The organism is Candidatus Zixiibacteriota bacterium (assembly GCA_029860345.1).
Classification (GTDB): Bacteria; Zixibacteria; MSB-5A5; order GN15; family FEB-12; genus JAJRTA01.
This window is the reverse complement of sequence record JAOUBJ010000013.1, coordinates 61843-79917: the sequence shown is the minus strand read 5'-3', so window position 1 is coordinate 79917 and position 18075 is coordinate 61843. Positions and strand designations below refer to the sequence as shown.

The window sequence follows — 18075 nt, the reverse complement described above, 5'->3', positions numbered from 1 at the left end:
TCGTTCCAATTCAATGCCAGGATTCTCATTGACTGTCTTGCTCGGTTGGAGTGGGTCGACGACCTTGCTTGCGAAGCTCTTTGAGCATGGCCCGGATTCGTGCGTCATTGGGATTCTGGACCAGCCATCGTTCCATCAGTTCTTCCATTTTGCCGGGTTGCTTGGTCTCGAAGTAGAGCCGCAACATCTCATCGAAAGCCGGTCGGTTCCTGGGGTTCGACAAAAGCATGGGCGACAGAATACGCTCGGCATCTGCGTTCATGTCGTGAAAACGATGGGCCCGAGCCAACAGAATCAGCAACCAGTTCTTGTCGCCGGCCTGGGCATTCTCGATCAGGGCAGTCAAGGGCGCTATCATTCCCTGTTGGGCGTACAATTGAGCCAGAGTCTCCACGGCGTCTCCCGAGTATGGGATGAGATTGACAGCCCTCTCCATCAATGCCTGTGCCCGTTCGAGGTCACCTCGGGTTCGTAGCGAGTCAGCCACCATCAGAAAACCATTGGCGTAATTGCTGGTGAGACGACGTGTCGTTTCGTTTTTGTGTATTGTTGGATCGTTCACGCCGCGTGCCTGAAACCGATCTTCACCGGTGAAGAAATCAAGCGAAGCATCAACGTCGGTGTGGCGGCCCGGACTGGTTGCGTTCAGTCGCCACATCATACCGTCGAGCGAAAGCCTCGAATCTATCGGCCGACCGAGATGGTAGCGTGTCCCGCCGCCCATCGACACAGCATAATTGATCGGTCGTTTGCCCTGGTATAGATAAAGAACCTTATCCTGGACCATATTACTGAAGCGAAAAGTTGCGCCATACGGTACGCCTTCTGCGTAGAGACTGTCCATCTCAGTGTCCGACACTCCGAGGAATCCAAAAACCGACTTGTCGACATACTGACTACGCTGAGCCAGCGTCATACTGTCCGGAATATGGAACGGTCGCAGCGAATCGATGTGTTCTTCACTCCAGCCCAAATCGAGACCCATAGTGGTCTGCAATTGTTTAATATACCATTTGGTATTGGCCAGGGCCAGACAGACAACGGTTACATCGGTGCGAATTCCGTAGACTCCCTGCATGCACCAAAGTGGAAAAGTGTCGTTGTCACCATTTGTAAACAGGACCGCGTTTTTTTCGGCGCTGTCAAGAAGGTTCCAGGCATAGTCCCAGGGCATGTAATCGCGCGACCGGTCGCACTTGTTGTAGTTGACCTTGAGGGCGATTAACGGCAGCAGCAGCAGCACCAGACTGGGCACCACTATAATTATCCGGCGGAGCGCGGTCGAGTACTTCCTGACCCCCTCCCTGAGGTACTCCAGGATAATCGCAATGCCGAAACCGATAGCCACGCCGAAGAGTATAAACCCCGGCGTGAAAAAATAATCGCGCTCGCGCACTTCAATGTAATCGGATCCGTTTGACAGCATGCGCGTGCCGTCCGCAAAATTCATGTACAACACCAGCCCCACCGTGCTCAATAAGAGCAAGACCGTAAACGGCAGCCCGACCGCCGGACGTCGACGCACAATCTCCCAGAGACCGAACAGACCCAACAGAAACAGGATCACGAACCTGGGTCCGGTTAAACCATATTGTTGATGGAAGAAGTTCCAGAATCCCATTCGGCGGTACACCCCGAACTGATGGCTCCATTCGGCGCGGCGGCTGAACATCCGTTCCACCATACCCATCGAACCGTACTGTTTGCGTTCGAGGAAGTTGATCGTTGCCTGGTAACTGTCGGAAGGTTTGTTTTCGTCCAGATAGGGGTCCTGCGACGACCTTATCGGGACGAACAAGTTGATGGAAAAACCGAGCGCGGCCACGACCAGAATCATTAGAGCCGATTTCCAACGCTCCATTTTGAGAGCAAACCCCAGCACCAGGATGCCGCAAGCACCGATGGGCACGGCATAGAAAAACAACTCCAGACCAATCACCACGGTTGAGATACTGACCAGGGCGACAAGAATAGGCCAGTTGATCTGGCGCGCCTGGTAGACTATCAGGACGATCAGAGCAAGGGCCGACAGCAGTAAGAATGCAAGGTATCCTTTTGGCAGATACAAGACGAAAACCATCAAGGCCGCAGCCAAAATGAACCACGCCTGCATTTTGTAATGAGCCCGAACGTCTTTGGCCATGCCCGGAGATCGGTACTTGACAAGACAAAACAGCCCATACAAAACTACCAGGCCAAAAGCGATCTGGCCGATCAGCCCGGCGATGCCGAGGACCCCGCCAGGGTCGTCAATTGCAGCGCCGCCCGCGGTGGTGATGGCTAACAGTCCTTGAACGTAAATCGGCGCTACGCTAATCAGGAATCCCAAGGCCAGATAGAGAAACGGCGCGGGAATCTTGTCAAATGAAAAGATATAGAACAGGTAAAATACAAAAACAATTACAACCGGAAGGAAAAACGGTATCTCACCGGGCCTCGAAGACAACGCGAATATCATATACAACTCGACAACGAAGAACAGCGCCATACCGAACCAGGCTGAAGCCGGGGCGTCCTTTTGTATGACAAACAACAGAGCAGCCACCGGCAGGATAATGAATGTCGTCATGTGCACGCCGATACCCAGAAAAGCCGCAAAGACGATCATCAACATTATCCGTTCAGCGGTCAGACTTCCCCGCTTGTTCAAGTAGACCAGGGTCAGCCAGAGAATTCCGGTGGTGATCATCATGGCCATGCCATAGACCTCGGCCTCGATAGAATTGGTCCAGTTGGTCAGGCTGAAAGCGGCAAAAAGCGCTCCCGAGACCGCGCCACCATAAACCAGCAGGCGTGAGAAGCGGCTGGTCTGTTCAACGAACCAATGCCTTAGTATGCGCACCGCCGACAGATAGCAGAACAAGGCGGTGAAAGCAGAACAGAAACCGGACAGGAAGTTAAGTCTCACGCCAATGTCGGCCGAGACCGGTATGAGTGAGAAAATTCTCCCGACCGTTATATAGAGCGGCGACCCGGGTGGATGCGGAATGGCCAGTCGGTAGGCGGCCGTGATGAACTCGCCGCAATCCCAGAACGACATGGTGGCCGCTTTGGTGAGCCAGTACACAAGCATCACCACCGCCCAGACTCCAATGCCCACCGTTAGATTGACTTTATCGAGATGTTGGTCGAAGTATAGTTTCATCTGCGCTTTCCGGTCCCGCCTTCGGTGTACTATCCGCCAGCGCGTCTGGGGACCGAACGGGATATGTCAGAGCGGTGAAATATAGTAGTTTTTCAGATCGTGTAAAGTTTGTTTTGCGGGGCCGGGAATTACCCCGATTGCCCGGCCGCCAAAAAGGCCCGGAACAGAGGCCGCCATCGGGGTTAAGTCAAGAGGACACCGCCGGACGCCTCCTTGCTACAACTGCTCGCGAAACTTATACCCGCATTCGGCACCCGCCGGTTCATTCCTCTCGTCGGTCTGAACTGCCCGCAATGCCCCGGCTGCCAGTTGAACGATCGCGGCCATGCCGTTCAGGCCGTGGCGGCTTTCGACGGCCGGCGAGTAGTTGGTGGTGCCGTTTATGTCGTATGTGTACTTATTACCCTGGGCATCCTCGATAAACTCGAAACCCGCAACGTCGATTTTATTCTCACGCATGACCGATATGTATTGATCGATAATAGGATCATCAAATCCCTCGCGAAGCGAAAACAGCGTCTGCCGGTCAACTGTGGCCGGCTCTTCGGCATCAGAGGTTGGACAAAAAGCGTCGCCGATCTCGCAACTTTCCGCGGGGCAGAGCTCAAAGCCCCGACTGGTATCAACTTTGACGGCATAAAGAAATTCCTCCCCGACAATCTCCACCCGCGTTATGAACGGCTGGGGAGCCACGATGTATTCCTGGAGGAGCATTATGTTGTCGACCGGCTTCTCGTAATCGCCGTTAGCGACGAATTCTTCGAAAGCATCCCGACTTCGAAAGAGCTTCACGCCAAGCCCCTTTCCCCCGCAATTGTGCTTGGTAATAAACGGCAGGGACATAGCGGCGCCGGCCTCCCTCAGGTCCTCCTGGTTTCCGGAGACGGCAATGGTCCTTGGTGTTCGCAGATTGGCCTTTCTCAACGTGGCATATTGGCCCACCTTGCTGGTTTCCATGGCGAAAGCACGACTGCCGTTAATCACCCGGCGCCCGTAACTTTCAAGCCATGCCAGTAACTCTCGGGTGAAATCTATGCTGTTGCCGTGACCGCGGGTGTGAGAAGAGGGACTGATCCGGTTTATGAACAGGCCCGGTGGCGGCTCACACATCAGATCAACGTAACCGTCTTGTATAAACCACTCTTTATATGGAAGCTCAGCCCGTTCCAACTCTCGCCTGAGAGGTATCATCCAGTCGGCGTTCTCGTATAGAATATAGATATTCATGTCATTCCGTTGTTTCTAAGCCTGGACCGAGTGCAAAGGAAACCCACCCGCCGCAAAGCCTCTGGGTGGGGTACCGTCCATTCTCAGTCATCGGTGTATGCTTCGACTGCGCTCAGCATGACAATATGAACGCGCGAAGCGCGAAGAACCGACTTGTCGGCAAACCCTCACGTTCGGTCGGCGTTTTCCATCCCTTTTACATACTGGTCGAGAATCCCGTTCACAAAACCTGAGCTTTCGACGGTCGAGAATTTCTTGGCCAACTCGATTGCCTCGTTGAGGACTACCTTGACCGGCACGTCGACCATGTGGTCCAGCTCAATAATGGCCAACCTCAGGATGTTACGGTCAACTATAGCCATCCGGTCGATATCCCAGTTGGTGGCCAGACTGCTTATATGCTGATCGGCCTGGCCTGAGTTCGATTGCACCAATTCAAACAGTTTACGGGCATAGTCTATGGCGCGGGGCGGCGGTGAGTCCTCGACGCCGATGTCGAACAGGTCGTCGTCCGGGGATGCATCTCCGCACTCGACTGCGTACAGCGCCTGCAGGACAAGTTCGCGCGCCAGGCTGCGAGGTGATTGAGACATGCTCAGTCCATGGCCCGATACAGGTTGACCATCTCGATAGCGCTTTCGGCGGCATCCCAGCCTTTATTGCCCGCCTTGGTGCCGGCCCGTTCGATGGCCTGCTCAAGAGTGTCGGCCGTTACCATGCCGTAGACGACCGGCAGGCCCGTGTCCAATGCAATTCGAGCGATCCCCTTGGCCGACTCGTTGGCGATATAATCAAAGTGCGGCGTGTCACCACGAATGACCGCACCCAGACAGATGACGGCGTCATATCTACCGCTATTGGCCAGGCGAGCGGCGACATACGGTATCTCAAAAGCGCCGGGAACGTATGCAACGGCCAGATCCGTTTCAGTACATCCGTGCCTCTTCAGACAATCCATCGCTCCATCTAAAAGCTTGTCGGTGAGAAAATGATTAAACCGTCCGACGATAACTCCGACGCGCAACCCGGCCGCGTCCAATTTGCCTTCGAATACTTGATGAGTCATACTATACTCCTGCCTATTTGAGATTGAGCAGATGGCCCAGTTTGTCTCGTTTCGTTTCCAAGTACGCCTGGTTGGACGGCAATGCTTTGGCCTCCAACTGCATGCGCTCTGTGATCTCAAGGCCATACCCCTGTAAACCGATCACCTTGCGGGGATTGTTGGTCAAAAGCCTGATTGAAGACAGACCGAGGTCTACCAGAATCTGCGCACCGATGCCGTAGTCGCGCAGGTCGGCCTCGAATCCCAGTTCTTCATTGGCTTCGACCGTGTCGCGTCCCGCCTCCTGCAATTTGTAGGCAAGTATCTTGTTGACCAGGCCGATCCCGCGACCCTCCTGTCTCATGTACAGGATCACACCACAGCCTTCATCTTCCACAGCCTGCATGGCGCTGTGAAGCTGACTGCCGCAGTCGCAGCGACGACTGGCAAAGACATCACCGGTCAGGCAACTGGAATGAACACGTACCAGCACATTCTTGGCTCCAGCAACATCACCTTTGGTCAGAGCCAGATGATGATGGTCGTCGGTCTCGGATTTATAAAGATGCAATTTGAATTCGCCGTAGTCGGTCGGCAGGTTGACAGTCTCGACTTTGTCAATCAGGTTTTCGTGGCGCAGGCGATACGCAATCAGGTCGCGAATAGAGATTAGCTTGAAGTCGTGTTCGTCGCACAGCTTCTTCAAACGCGGTAAGCGGGCCATATTGCCGTCATCATCCATGATCTCACACAAAACGGCAACCGGCGTCAGGCCGGCCAGCCGGGCGAGGTCGGTCGATGCTTCGGTGTGCCCGGCTCGGGTGAGAACGCCTCCCTTGAGCGCCCGGATGGGGAAAATGTGTCCCGGTCGGGCCAGGTCGGTGGGTCGTGTTGAATCGTCGGCCAGCACCTTGATCGTCTGGGCGCGATCGAAGGCGGAGATGCCGGTAGTGGTATCCTTAATGGCGTCAACGGAAACGGTGAAGCGCGTACCAAGGAGGGCCGTGTTCTGCTTTACCATCGGATGCAATTCGAGTTGATCGATCCGTTCGGTAGTCATGCACACGCACACCAGACCACGACCATGCTTGGCCATGAAATTAACATGCTCCGGTGTGATCTTGTCGGCCGCCATGATGAGATCACCTTCGTTTTCACGATCTTCATCATCAACCACGACCACGAACTTACCGGCTTTGATGTCGTCTATCGCTTCTGTTATCTTGTTCAGGACAATTGGTTCGTCGTTGTTCATCTTACCATCCGCTTTCAATCAGTTTCTCTTTCGTAAGGGCCGATGGCTTATGACTCCGGCCCGACTTCAGAATATATTTTCCTATCATATCGAATTCCAGATTGACCCTGTCCCCCGTTCGCAATTCCTCAAGCGTCGTTGCCCCGATGGTATGGGGTATCAGATTCACGCTCAGGCGACCCGGCTGTGCCGTATTGACAGTCAGCGAGACACCATCGATAGCGATGGAACCCTTCTCGATCACCAAAGGATCATACTTGCGGTCAAAAGTGACCGCCAGTTCGATGGACCGGCCGGCGCTACGAACATGCTCGACCCTGCCCACATCGTCGATATGACCGGTCACCAAATGCCCTCCCAGACGATCACCCATGCGGACTGCTCGTTCGAGATTGATCACCGTTCCACGAACGTACTGCTCAGCCTTGGTTCGCGTCTGCGTCTCAGTCGATGCTTCCACGCCAAAACTGTCTCGTTCGATATGCACAACGGTCAGGCAGGCGCCGTCGCAGGCAATCGACTCGCCCATGACGATCTGGTCGGTGTCAATTGTTGAAGAGATAACAAGAACCTTGTAATCGCCGCGAGACGTGATTTTTTGAACAGTGCCCTTGGATTCAATCAGTCCGGTGAACATGCCTACACGCTCCTCCTGGGATAGCCGATGAATACCGAGTCGCGACCCAACATCGTGAACGATCCCTGCTCCACCTCAACGGCGTCGCATAGTCGCCTGACGTCAAGATCACCGATAGCATCGACGCCGCGCCCGATAACCGTCGGCGCCGTCATCACCACCAGTTTATCGACCAACCCTGCCTTCACGAACGAGGTCGCCAAACGAGCGCCGCCCTCGACCAACAAGGACCGGAGACCGAACAAGTCCGCCTTCCGTACCAGGTCCGCTAAGTCGATGAGCCCATCGCGGCTTTTTCGTACCTGCCAGAATATGAGATTCCCATTGTTGCTTTGACTCCATCTTCGTTGCCCGGGATTTGTGGCTGCCGCGATTATCGTTCGGCTGTCGTCATTCTCTGTCAGCAGGCGGCATTGGCCAGGTAGCTTCAAACTTGAGGTGACCACCAGGCGATAAGGGTCGATCCCATGAACATGCCGGACCGTCAAAGCCGGATCATCCTGCCTGACCGTCTCGCTGCCGACCAGCACGGCATCAGCTTCCGCCCGCAGTCGGTGGGCGAACTTGCGCGCCTGAAGCCCGGTGATCCATTTTGAGTCACCTGCTGAAGTGGCGATACGGCCGTCGAGGCTTTGAGCATACTTGAGAGTTATATAGGGTCGACCGTTTTCATGATATCCGAAAAACTGTTCGTTCAGAAGCCGCGCCTGCTTACTGAGGACGCCGCCGACCACGTCGAGGCCTGCCTTTCTCAAAGCTCGGGCGCCACGGCCGCTGACCCGTGGATCAGGGTCCTTGACAGCGTAGACAACTCTGCTGATTTCCGCCCTGACGATTGCATCGCTGCACGGGCCGGTGTTACCGGTATGGCAGCATGGTTCCAGTGAGACATAAAGAGTAGCGCCACGGCCGGCCCTTTTGGCTCTCTTGATCGCGACGATCTCAGCATGGTCACGACCGGCGGCCCGGTGATAACCTTCCCCGACGACTCGCCCACCCTTGACCAGTACGGCTCCAACCATCGGATTCGGTCTGGTCCGGGCCCGGCCTTTCTCGGCCAGTTGCAGGGCTCTTGCCATGTGTGTCCGGTCGACTTGGTCGGCCACAAAAAATCCCCAAAGCAGTTCGGGGTATGAGCGAGACACGACAACACGGCCTCACCAGAGCAGTGATCGTTTTTGATCTTCTCTCTTCCGGACTATTGCCGTCGGCGCCTGGATTGCACAGGCTCTGCCGGAGTCATCTCCAGCTCGCGGGCTTTCACCGCCGGTCGAGGAATTCCACCTCACCCCGAAGATTTACTGGGCTAAATATAGTGGTCGGGGGACAATTGGCAAGCGATTTCGCAAGCTTGGAACGGCCGGTCAAGCCGGCGCAATCCTGCAGGCGGCGTCCTGATAGGGTTTCGCAGAGTATTGATCTCGACGTAGCCAGGATTGTGACCCTGCGATTTTGACAACGTGGCGCACGAGGACGTACACCACGCACGCAACCTTAGGTACTGCTTGATAATATCAGGCGCGCGAAGCGCAAAAGGTGATTTATCACCGCGAAGCGCAAGGAACCCATTTATGGGTCACCGGACAGCCAGGTCCCTCACCAGCGATTTGACATCTTTGAGATGGAACGGTTTCGGCAGTACGATTTTGATACCCTTCAACGAGGCATCCTCTTCGTCAAGCTGAGTCCCCCAGCCGGTGATCATGGCAATAGGTAACTCCGGGTATTTTTCGTGCACAACCGCTGCCAGGTCCAGGCCGGACATTCCGGGCATCCCCAGGTCGGTGATGACAAGGTCATAAGGCTGCTCATCAATCGCCTCCAGCGCCTCGTACCCGTCGGCGCAGGTGGTCGATGAGTGACCGTCGATAGTTAGCATATCACCGAGAATGTCCCTGATCTGTTCGTCATCATCGACGACCAGAATTCGCAAGCGATCCGAAACGCCGTCACGGTTTGTGATGTCGGACTCGTCAATAACGCCGCCGGAAGACCTGAGCGAAACCCTCACCACCGTCCCCGCCGGGTCGCAGTCGTCCAGCTCGATCCGGCCACCGTGGCCGACAACGATCCCATGAGCGATAGCCAGTCCCAGGCCGGCACCGCGACTGGTCTTGGTCGTAAAGAAAGGATAGAACACTTTTTTCCGAACCTCGTCGGGAACGCCGTCACCCCGGTCGGTTACGGTCAGTACCCACTGCGACCTTTTTTGCACGAGCGCTACTTCAACGGTGCCGCCTGAAGGTGAATGTTCAACGGCGTTCTCTATGAGTTTGTCCATGAGTGTCGTGAGGTCGTCGCTGTCGCCATCGACAACCGCAGTCTCCGGTCGCTCGGCGCAAACGACATCCACGCCGGTAGCTTGAGCCCGCTCACGCCATGTCGAGGGCCTGTCACCAAGACAAGTTTCCAGGACATCGGCCAGATCCATCGGCGAGAGTTTCTTGTTGCGTGTCCGCCGAGTAAACTCCTGAATCCGACGCACCGTCTCCGCACCCTCCATGGCCAAAGACTCCACCTGGTTCAAACCGGCCGCCATAGGACCTTCATCCACTTTCATTTTCATTAACTGGACGCGCCCTACGATTCCACCCATTACATTATTGAAATCGTGGGCAATGCCGGTGGTCATGTCGGTCAAGGCGGCAAATGCTTCAGCGTCGGCCATGCGTGAACTGGACTTCTCCAAAGTGCGCTTCGATTTGCTGATTCGCTCCATGTTCACGGCATAAGTGAGGACGTTTCGAGCCGTCACGGCCAGCACGGTGAGCAGTTCCAGATCGTTCTCGGTGAAACCGGTCGGCCCCTGCGTCCAGATAACCAAAGCGCACCGGTGTTCGACGTCCGGCGTTACATCCACGGCGACCGCCGCCTGGATTTCATCCGTTGCACAATCGGAAAGGTCCACGAACCGTGATTCCTGCGCCGTTGAATCGGACTGGGCAATTTCGCCCAAGCTTCTGGATGCGGCGGCGGCAATCGTGTCCAGGGTCTGGGCATCATGACCGTCTCCGCCTGAGAACTCGCCGACTACATACCGGTGGCGTTCACCCTCTTCGACAAGAAAACAACTGCCGCCACCATGACCCAGCGAACCGAGAACTCTGGTGATCTCCTGAGCAGCTCGACGAAACGTCGTTTCAACGATACCGGTTTCGAGAATCGACAACATACGAGCCAGCCGCACCGAGAAATCGTTCACCTCATGCAAACGGTCGGCCACCGACATCGTTGACGTCACCAGCTCCAGAACCAGATTCAGACACTGCCTGGTTTCATCGCTGATTACGGATGGTTGCTCCAGCCAGTACACGGTGACCACCGACAAGGCAGAGTTGTTGTCGCCCAGTGGTACGGTGGTGCGAAAGCCGAAATCGTTGGCCGACGCAAACGGATCGTGGAGTGCACTCGCTTCCGATTCGGCGGCTTTCAAGTCGATGATCCGCAAAGCGTCCAGGCTCTCGGTATTGTCCTTCTCGGACCACTGCTTATCCAGCAAATTGAGTTGCGTGACCTCTACGTTTTGACGTCGGTTGCACGCTACCAGAATCATCGCATCGTCACCGGGCCGTCGATAGAATAGGGCGATGAAGTCGGCGGCCAGATGCTCCGAAGCAAGCTGGGCAACTTTGTCAAGCTGCGCAATGATCCCACCCAATTGATGACTGCGCTGTATGTGAAAGTATCTTGAAATCTGAGTGGACGGTCCGGTCATTTCCGCATCCCTTCCCCACCGTCTGATGACCGCTCCATTTCCGGCTGGCCGGTTTTCGGTTTCTCGGTCGGTTGTATACGAACCAGACAACTATCCTTCGCGCCCGGCCCAAAACTGAGCGCCATCCCTCGAAACCGAACTGATCCCTGCTGTTCGCCGCTGCGTTCCCCGGACCAGTGAGCATAGATTCGTCCGATCAGTTCGCCTGAGTTGGTGTGCCCGATAATACTCGCGGGAAACTCAAAGGCCATGCCGGGCCTACCCTCGACCGATTCGGTGCGAACGGTTAACGGACCGGAGCAAATGGCCTCGTCCATAATGCCCAACACCAATGGCAGCACCCAGTCGTATAATTCTTGCCAGGTGATTTCAAAGTCGGTGTCGCCCGGGTGCTCTGTATCTATTGTCAGCACGACGTTTTTGTTGTCCCGGATTTGCCGTGCGTACCCTTGCACGATAGTGGGCAAATCCTCAAGAAAGCAACGAACCGAGAGACGACGACCGAGCTGATCGGTGGTGAGCATGCACAGACTTCTGAGTTTGTCCAAGTAGTCGGCGATACGATCGGCTGCCTTGCGGACTCTGATGGCTCCTTTTTCCACAGCCATCGTGTCGGCCGCTTCGCTCTCGATAAGTTCATTCTGTCCCACCACCACCGACAAGTATTCCATGATATCGTGGAAATAACCGCCGGCCAGTTTGGCAATCGTATCCAGACGGTCGCGCGCCATAGTATCTGACTCAATCGTTTTCTTTGGGGCGCCGATCAGCGTATCGTTTGGGCGGGACGCCATCAATTGGCGAGTCAGACGAACAAACCTGGAGATAGCAATGAAGAAATCTCTATACCGATCCAGGTGCTCGCCGGTAAGCGATGAACCAAAAGCAACGTAGCCTTGAATGCTCCCGGCAAGTCCGGTCCCAAATATGATCTCGGATGCAACCCGATCGGCGCTGTAGCCATTGGTTACACCCTCATGGCGTGGATCGGTAGCGACCTCAGGCACCATCACCGGCTCTTCAGGGCTAAGAGAGTGCAGCACTTCAGTGGGGATGGGTGGTGACGGCTCGGATCGAAAAATGGGTCGCTCTTCACCCTGGTTGACCAGCACAGTGGCCGAACCGCCAACATCCCCGACCACCAGCCGCGACAAGTCTATCTGACGACCAACGACTTCAAAGACCTTGCCGAGCAACTCCCGGAACCTGTTGTTCGACGTCGGCAACTCCTGCAGGCAGCCGTACAGAGAGACGGTTTCGGCAGTCGTGCTGAACTGCGCCTCATGGAGATACCCGGTCATACGAGCAATTTGCATTACGGCTCGCACTTGCTCGGCACCGATGTCGCCACTCATCAGCAGGGCCACCAGGTATTCGGTTCGTTCGGATTGGATTCCCGGGTGGACGAAAACATAGTTGGGTGCGTGGTCCAGAACCACCGGATAATCCGGCATCATGTCGGCCGATGTAAAGTAGCGCTGTTCTCGGACTGCGCCGGTCCAGCTCCGTGCTCGCTGTGGCGACAACGTTCCCTCCAACCTGTCCGACAGGTGGATGTCACCCACGGCCAGGCGCAACTTAAAGACACCTTCCGATTCAAAGTATAGGGCACCCAGAGACCGAGGCCATTGGGAAGTAACCAGGTTGAGCATGGCCCGCTGGAATTCGTCGAAACTCCGATCACGGTCAAACAAACACCTCAGGAACTCCCTGGTCACCAGAGAATCGTCAAGGCCGGACCGGCCATAGCGACCGGACAAACTCTCAACGATATCACCACCTCCGCCCCGGTCCGGGGCAAACGTAGTTTCTCGATCAGTAGCGATCACGGCGCGAATCTCACCGGCCACCAGGACCGGATAAAGGTTCAAATCGTCCGCCTCCAGGCAACAGTCGGCGACATGGTTCGGCTGCGGGTCGGACGTTTCAACAGCCAGCCTGTGCCTGACCGAGGCCAGTTGTTCATAAGGTATGTGAAGCCAGAGTCCAAGTGATTGGCTCCGGGCGGACGGCTCCGCCAGTTGGAAAACCGTCGGCAGTCCATGTGAGATATAGAGGGCAGCTTTAGGCGGCAGGCTGAGGCCGGTCAGTGTCCCCTGAAAGTGGCCTTGTTCTGTTTCGGTCAGTAACTTCATCTATGTTAGTCTCGGACAACTATTCCTGGGTCGGCTGGGTAACGTACTCATGGATACGATGTGCAGATTTGTCGATTATCGACAAGTACTTATCAAGCTCAGGATCACCCGGTTTGTGCTGCGCCTTAATCATTTCCAACGAACCTAAAATCCCACTCAGCGAGGAATTGACTTGCCAACGCAAGCGTGAAGATGGCGGTTTGGTCTTGGCGCTACCATCCTCATCTCGGACGTGCGCGGCGCTGCGGCTCAATCCGGCGTGGATGGCCAAACCAAGAGCGCCTGCGACCGAACGAGTCAAAAGTATATCGCTACGCCGATGTCTAAACATGTCGGAGCCGGGAGCGTTGGCTACGGCGATGACGGCCAGGACCTGGTGACCAACAACGATTGGAACCAGCATGGCGCCCTGAGCTTCACCCGAAAATGCTTGACTGGCTTCGGCTGCCGTCAGGGCCTGATCCTCGTCGGGGCCGATCAGCATTACTTGTCCGGTATCACGGACCTGCCGATGCAACGGCATTAAGGACATAACCATGTGACCATCGGGCGGGGTTGTCGGCTCTACCCTACTGTCATGGGCAACCGCTCTCGACCTCAGAAAGACGCTATCATGGTTGTAGGTGGAAACTCGCACCATCGAACAGTCCAGTTCGGACATTATCAGTTCGGCGGCCCGTTGAAAAGCAGCTTGCAGGTCTTCCATGCCGCCGACATCATTGAGGAAGCTGTCGACCACCGATGCACGTCGCTGCATCTGACTCATCACTCTGGAGTGCTCGTCAGTGATCATAATGTCTGCGAAAACAGGCATGACCGACTGAAGCAACTGAAGGTGGCGCCTGTCAAAGACCTTTCTTTCGCGCGAACCGACCGTCAGTACGCCATATCTGTGGGCACGATGAGTGACCGGTATGGCCAGGACGGATTGCAGGCCACCGGCCACGGCCAGATCGGAGCTGGGTAAGCACGCTGTCTCTTCCACTTCGGCCGTTATCATCGGTTGTCCGGATTCAAGGACCCGACCAACATGGCTCTTGTCGCCGCCAAGATCGAGTCCAACTTCATCCAGCAGGGTCCGTCCCATGCCGATTGTCAGCCGTCTCACCAGCCCGTTGGCGGCCACGATAGCCAGTGAAACATGCTCGGCACGAAGCTGACTACCCATCAAACGAGCCAGTGCTACAAAATTCTCTCTTAGTTCCAAGCTGGGATCAACCGTTTCGTCCAGGCTCTGGCCGAATTTGTGGCATTGGCTCTCGAAAGCAGACGCTGCTCTTCGCGTGTCGAGTTCCAGTTTGCGGGCAATTACATCGACGGCGATCTTGAGATTCACTCGCATCTCGCTTTCGTCCGACACTCCCTCGGCGTTGCTCCACAACAGAAATGCACCATAGACACGACCGTCACTACTCAAGGGCAGAACAAGATTGGGAGGCGTGGTCAGGGCCTTAAGTTTCCGTGTTATGTTCAAAGCGTCGGAAGAATCAACTTCCGGGTTGCCGAGGAAATCGGCTTCGGTGCACACCACCTGATGCAGGGCCGCCACATCCGTTGTCGCCCCGCCTGACGTTGAGAGCAGGCTGGCCGGCTGGCCATCCGATGGGCAACTGTAAACGGCTCCCCACGAAAGTCCGGTAAGTTCGGTCATATAGTCCAGCGTCGTGCACATGACTTCCGGTAGTCTGGTTTCAACCATGACCAGCTGTTCAACCCTCTTGATCAACTCAAGTCGCTGCACCATTTCCTGTCCGAATTGACGGTTCACGCGAGCCATCGGCAACCATGTCGAGGCGCCGCTTACGACAAACGTTGCCCCCATTATGATGCCTATCCAACTGATCACCTTGAAGAACAGTGGGTCCGACAATAGTGGAACTGTCGCGAACAGTCCGATCCCTCCGTAAATCCGGGTCAGAGCCACGACCGCCAGCACCGCCAAACCACCCGACAAAAACCGGTAGCTTTCTGAGTCGTGTATGCGAATCTCGTTTCTGAACCTCGCCACCACGACCAGGCTCAAAAGAAAAAACAGCGCCACCAAAAGATCAAGAAGTGGCAGTCCCATGGGCGTCGTCCTCCAAGTTAAATTCAGATCATCACTTAGTGTATCGGCTGTCGGGGTGTCTGGACTTAGCGCCACGATTGGCCGGAAAAAGCAACAAACTGTGGGAGCGGTCCTATCATCCCCCATCGACAGCATCTCATGTATGACTCCAAGAAGTCCCCCCAACTACCTGCACCGCAGCCTGCTACACATGCATCTTAGTTGCGGCACAGACGTTGCACTGACTGCCTTCAAGAAACATAAGAAACGTCCTAACGGCACTCTCAAGGAGGCAGCTTATATGTCGGTACGAAAACTGTTAATCATCGGTGCAATCGCCCTTTTGATCTGTGCCCTGTGGGCCGGCTGCTCAAAAGACAACACAGCCAATCTTGGATCGAGGTCGTCTACTTCGTCTTCCGGTGCGGGTCTGTACTTTCCTCTCAACGAAGGCTACAGTACCACCTATACGGTGCGGCACTCCAACGGCAATCATGAGACCGTTCGCTATGAAGCCGGCCGCGAAGTTGAACTGGGTGGCAGCACGGCCGTAGAATGGCATTCGTTTGCGTCGAATGGCGCCGTTACCACCAGCTACTTCAGGGCAAGTGAATCCGCCGTTGACCATTATTCCGGGGTCAACGATTCACCTCAGCGGATTCTGGAGCTACCGCTGGAGTTCGGCCATACCTGGACTGTTCAGGTGAGTGTTGACGACAGCTGGGGAAACAGTTACGACTCTCTGATCACGAACACCGATACCGGCGACAAGAGCGGCCCGGACACCTCCGGTATTTACGGCGACGGACCGCTGTTCTCGTATCCGGCTCTGGGTTCAACCTACCTGACGGTCGACGGTTTCGAGGGCCTTCAAATGTCCAACGGTACGTACTACTCATCAGCGCTCAAAGTATCAAGTAGTAACAATTTTGGCGACGAAAGTTACTATTGGTATGTAGCCGGCGTGGGCTTGGTCAAGTACGTACTCGATGCCACCGGGGCGGATTACCCGGAAGGTCGTGAAGTCGGCGAACTGGTCCAATATGGATTTAACTGAGAACCAGCCGTTGAAAGGTGACGACATCTTGTAGGGCAGGTCTGTCTTCAGACCTGCCGTTGGTGGCGGGTTCGAAGACGGACCCGCCCTACGCCTAAGCTCTGAAGTTTCTGTCAACAAGGAAGTTCAGGCCGCGTGCCCAACAGATTGCCGTGCGTTGTTACACCAAGAACTGGATGCCGGATCAAGCTTCGTAGGTTGGAACCCCTGCCCCGAAGGGGTCGTCCGGAGCGGAGCCGACGGACGAGGTTCCGACAACATATCAGGTGAGTGATTTGAGCGTCGGGTCACACTTCCGTTGGCACGGAATCAAGACCCGACACAACAGTACATCTTTCTATGGCTCGGAGGCGGGGCTACTGCTCCTCTGCACAACACTCCTCTCGAAAGTGCTGGATCACAGCATCAATGCCACTATCATTGTTTATCATTTTCCACCACCAGACCTGCACATACCCATTAGATTCCTCAGTATATTCCTCCCATCCCTCACCCAAGAACTTCCGAACATTGACGCGAATGCCCTCGTCAATTAACGGAATTATCCTCATACACACTGTGTAGCGTGACGTGTCGGGACGCTTTCTGTACCTCACATTGAATCGATATGAATCCTCATCATCTATCCCCGCCCGCACTAGCACGCCCGGACAACTATCAAACAACTCCTGCATCAACTTATCCAGTGTTTGTTGGCAGTTCTTTGAGAGGCTGTTTATGAACCCTGCCAGGTCCTGGACCTTTTTCGATTGTTTCACCAGTTCCAACCACGACTCCCTCGTCATGTTACTACTACCTGAAGCCCCGACGCTGTCTTTCAGACTACGCGCATTTGCCGCCACCTCCGAAGCGGCAGCAGAGCTCACTACGCACACTGTAAACACGAGCAAGATCATCACTAGAAATCTCATGCCAGTCTTCCTCCTTTGTCGATTGGTATCATATACTAAAAAGGGGCGATCAGTTTGTCAACGTGAATTCGATATTGGCTACACTGTTAAACGGATAGATTCCCGCCTTCGCGGGAATGACATAGCTCACCCTTCGACTCCGCTCAGGGTTCGGTTAGAGGATGCTCAGAATGAGGTTGGTGGAAACTCGGTGTGGGGCCATCAGCCGCGAAGCGCATGAGACCCGGTTATGGGTGATTTATCAGCGGGTGAACAGAGTCGGGTTCACGACTCGACGATAGTTCTTGAAGTGTGTCTTGGCCAGGTTCGGAAGCGTCTGGATTCCATGCATACGCACGATCTTTCGTCCGGCCGCGTCGACCTGAGCGGCCGCGCCCTTGGGAATGGTAATGCCGTACTGCTCTGAAAGTCTCTGCATCTCGCGGATAAACGCCGCCCTAGCCAAAATCGAGGCGGCCGCCACCTGAATGATGCGCTCCCCTCTGACCATTTGTTCAAGCGGCACATTTTGTCCCCGCGCCGCCAGCGCTCCTTCGACAAGTTCCGGCTTACCGAACTTGTCCGAAATCACCAGATCGGCCTGTTTTTCCGAGAGCAGGCGGTCGATTACCTCGGCATGCCCTTCGGCCAGCAGTTTGTTGAGGTTCTTGATCAAAGCATATCGTTGATTATAATCGGAGGGTTCGACAATCAGGATTTCATGTGAAAAATCGGCCCGCAACTTGAGATCAATCTCAAGCGTCTTTTTGTCGGCGATCAGTTTGCCGTCACGCACGCCGAGAGCGCTCAGTTCATCGGCCTTGCAGTCATCGGCCAGAAAGGCAGCCACCACCAAAGGACCGAAAAAATCCCCCTTGCCGGACTCGTCGACCCCTACCACCCGTCGAGTTTCGCCCATTGG

13 protein-coding genes and 1 riboswitch are annotated in these 18075 nt (G+C 55.3%); of the genes, 1 reads left to right on the top strand and 12 read right to left on the bottom strand.

Annotation, left to right across the window (positions count from 1 at the left end):
- Positions 1-25: 25 nt before the first annotated feature.
- The 10 genes from OEV49_13165 to OEV49_13120 all read right to left on the bottom strand — a co-directional run bounded on the left by OEV49_13165 (position 26) and on the right by OEV49_13120 (position 15227).
- A complete protein-coding gene (locus tag OEV49_13165; GenBank protein MDH3892024.1) occupies positions 26-3145 on the bottom strand; it encodes a DUF2723 domain-containing protein in 3120 nt (1039 codons plus the stop codon).
- Between the two features lie 216 nt (positions 3146-3361).
- Positions 3362-4372 (bottom strand): alpha-L-glutamate ligase, encoded by a 1011-nt coding sequence (locus OEV49_13160; protein MDH3892023.1) that lies wholly within the window; start codon positions 4370-4372, stop codon positions 3362-3364.
- Between the two features lie 167 nt (positions 4373-4539).
- Complete coding sequence (gene nusB / locus OEV49_13155; GenBank protein MDH3892022.1) at positions 4540-4965, bottom strand: transcription antitermination factor NusB; 426 nt, start codon at positions 4963-4965, stop codon at positions 4540-4542.
- A gap of 2 nt (positions 4966-4967) precedes the next feature.
- A complete protein-coding gene (ribE, locus tag OEV49_13150; protein ID MDH3892021.1) occupies positions 4968-5438 on the bottom strand; it encodes a 6,7-dimethyl-8-ribityllumazine synthase in 471 nt (156 codons plus the stop codon).
- 13 nt (positions 5439-5451) lie between these two features.
- Positions 5452-6672 carry a bifunctional 3,4-dihydroxy-2-butanone-4-phosphate synthase/GTP cyclohydrolase II gene (locus OEV49_13145; GenBank protein ID MDH3892020.1) on the bottom strand — a complete coding sequence of 407 codons (1221 nt, stop codon included), beginning with the start codon at positions 6670-6672 and terminating at the stop codon, positions 5452-5454.
- Between the two features lies 1 nt (position 6673).
- Positions 6674-7309, bottom strand: coding sequence for a riboflavin synthase (locus OEV49_13140; protein ID MDH3892019.1), 636 nt, complete (start codon positions 7307-7309; stop codon positions 6674-6676).
- A 2-nt stretch (positions 7310-7311) separates the two neighbouring features.
- The gene (ribD, locus tag OEV49_13135; GenBank protein ID MDH3892018.1) at positions 7312-8388 is read right to left on the bottom strand and encodes a bifunctional diaminohydroxyphosphoribosylaminopyrimidine deaminase/5-amino-6-(5-phosphoribosylamino)uracil reductase RibD; all 1077 of its coding nucleotides are present in this window, start codon (positions 8386-8388) and stop codon (positions 7312-7314) included.
- A 98-nt stretch (positions 8389-8486) separates the two neighbouring features.
- Positions 8487-8611: riboswitch (FMN riboswitch) on the bottom strand.
- Positions 8612-8885: 274 nt separating this feature from the next.
- Complete coding sequence (locus OEV49_13130) at positions 8886-11024, bottom strand: hybrid sensor histidine kinase/response regulator (protein ID MDH3892017.1); 2139 nt, start codon at positions 11022-11024, stop codon at positions 8886-8888.
- Positions 11021-13159: a hypothetical protein gene (locus OEV49_13125; GenBank protein MDH3892016.1), complete on the bottom strand. Its 2139-nt coding sequence runs from the start codon at positions 13157-13159 to the stop codon at positions 11021-11023. The genes OEV49_13130 and OEV49_13125 overlap by 4 nt, the downstream gene beginning before the upstream one ends.
- Before the next feature lie 19 nt (positions 13160-13178).
- Positions 13179-15227 carry a GAF domain-containing protein gene (locus OEV49_13120; GenBank protein ID MDH3892015.1) on the bottom strand — a complete coding sequence of 683 codons (2049 nt, stop codon included), beginning with the start codon at positions 15225-15227 and terminating at the stop codon, positions 13179-13181.
- A gap of 142 nt (positions 15228-15369) precedes the next feature.
- Here OEV49_13120 and OEV49_13115 point away from each other — a divergent pair, with 142 nt between their 5' ends.
- Positions 15370-16263, top strand: coding sequence for a hypothetical protein (locus tag OEV49_13115; GenBank protein MDH3892014.1), 894 nt, complete (start codon positions 15370-15372; stop codon positions 16261-16263).
- Between the two features lie 356 nt (positions 16264-16619).
- On the opposite strand, the gene OEV49_13110 is transcribed toward OEV49_13115, so the two are convergent.
- On the bottom strand, positions 16620-17174 hold the full coding sequence (locus tag OEV49_13110; GenBank protein MDH3892013.1) for a hypothetical protein: 555 nt from the start codon (positions 17172-17174) through the stop codon (positions 16620-16622).
- Between the two features lie 241 nt (positions 17175-17415).
- Positions 17416-18072 carry a ribonuclease HIII gene (gene rnhC / locus OEV49_13105; protein MDH3892012.1) on the bottom strand — a complete coding sequence of 219 codons (657 nt, stop codon included), beginning with the start codon at positions 18070-18072 and terminating at the stop codon, positions 17416-17418.
- Positions 18073-18075 lie beyond the last annotated feature (3 nt).

Excerpts from the sequence above, each read along its gene's own strand:
- ribD (MDH3892018.1), bottom strand. The coding sequence starts at position 8,388 with ATGGCAAGAGCCCTGCAACTGGCCGAGAAAGGCCGGGCCCGGACCAGA.
- ribE (MDH3892021.1), bottom strand. The coding sequence starts at position 5,438 with ATGACTCATCAAGTATTCGAAGGCAAATTGGACGCGGCCGGGTTGCGC.
- OEV49_13165 (MDH3892024.1), bottom strand. The coding sequence starts at position 3,145 with ATGAAACTATACTTCGACCAACATCTCGATAAAGTCAATCTAACGGTG.
- OEV49_13160 (MDH3892023.1), bottom strand. The coding sequence starts at position 4,372 with ATGAATATCTATATTCTATACGAGAACGCCGACTGGATGATACCTCTC.
- OEV49_13145 (MDH3892020.1), bottom strand. The coding sequence starts at position 6,672 with ATGAACAACGACGAACCAATTGTCCTGAACAAGATAACAGAAGCGATA.
- rnhC (MDH3892012.1), bottom strand. The coding sequence starts at position 18,072 with ATGGGCGAAACTCGACGGGTGGTAGGGGTCGACGAGTCCGGCAAGGGG.
- OEV49_13140 (MDH3892019.1), bottom strand. The coding sequence starts at position 7,309 with ATGTTCACCGGACTGATTGAATCCAAGGGCACTGTTCAAAAAATCACG.
- OEV49_13115 (MDH3892014.1), top strand. The coding sequence starts at position 15,370 with ATGACTCCAAGAAGTCCCCCCAACTACCTGCACCGCAGCCTGCTACAC.
- OEV49_13125 (MDH3892016.1), bottom strand. The coding sequence starts at position 13,159 with ATGAAGTTACTGACCGAAACAGAACAAGGCCACTTTCAGGGGACACTG.
- nusB (MDH3892022.1), bottom strand. The coding sequence starts at position 4,965 with ATGTCTCAATCACCTCGCAGCCTGGCGCGCGAACTTGTCCTGCAGGCG.
- OEV49_13130 (MDH3892017.1), bottom strand. The coding sequence starts at position 11,024 with ATGACCGGACCGTCCACTCAGATTTCAAGATACTTTCACATACAGCGC.
- OEV49_13110 (MDH3892013.1), bottom strand. The coding sequence starts at position 17,174 with ATGAGATTTCTAGTGATGATCTTGCTCGTGTTTACAGTGTGCGTAGTG.
- OEV49_13120 (MDH3892015.1), bottom strand. The coding sequence starts at position 15,227 with ATGGGACTGCCACTTCTTGATCTTTTGGTGGCGCTGTTTTTTCTTTTG.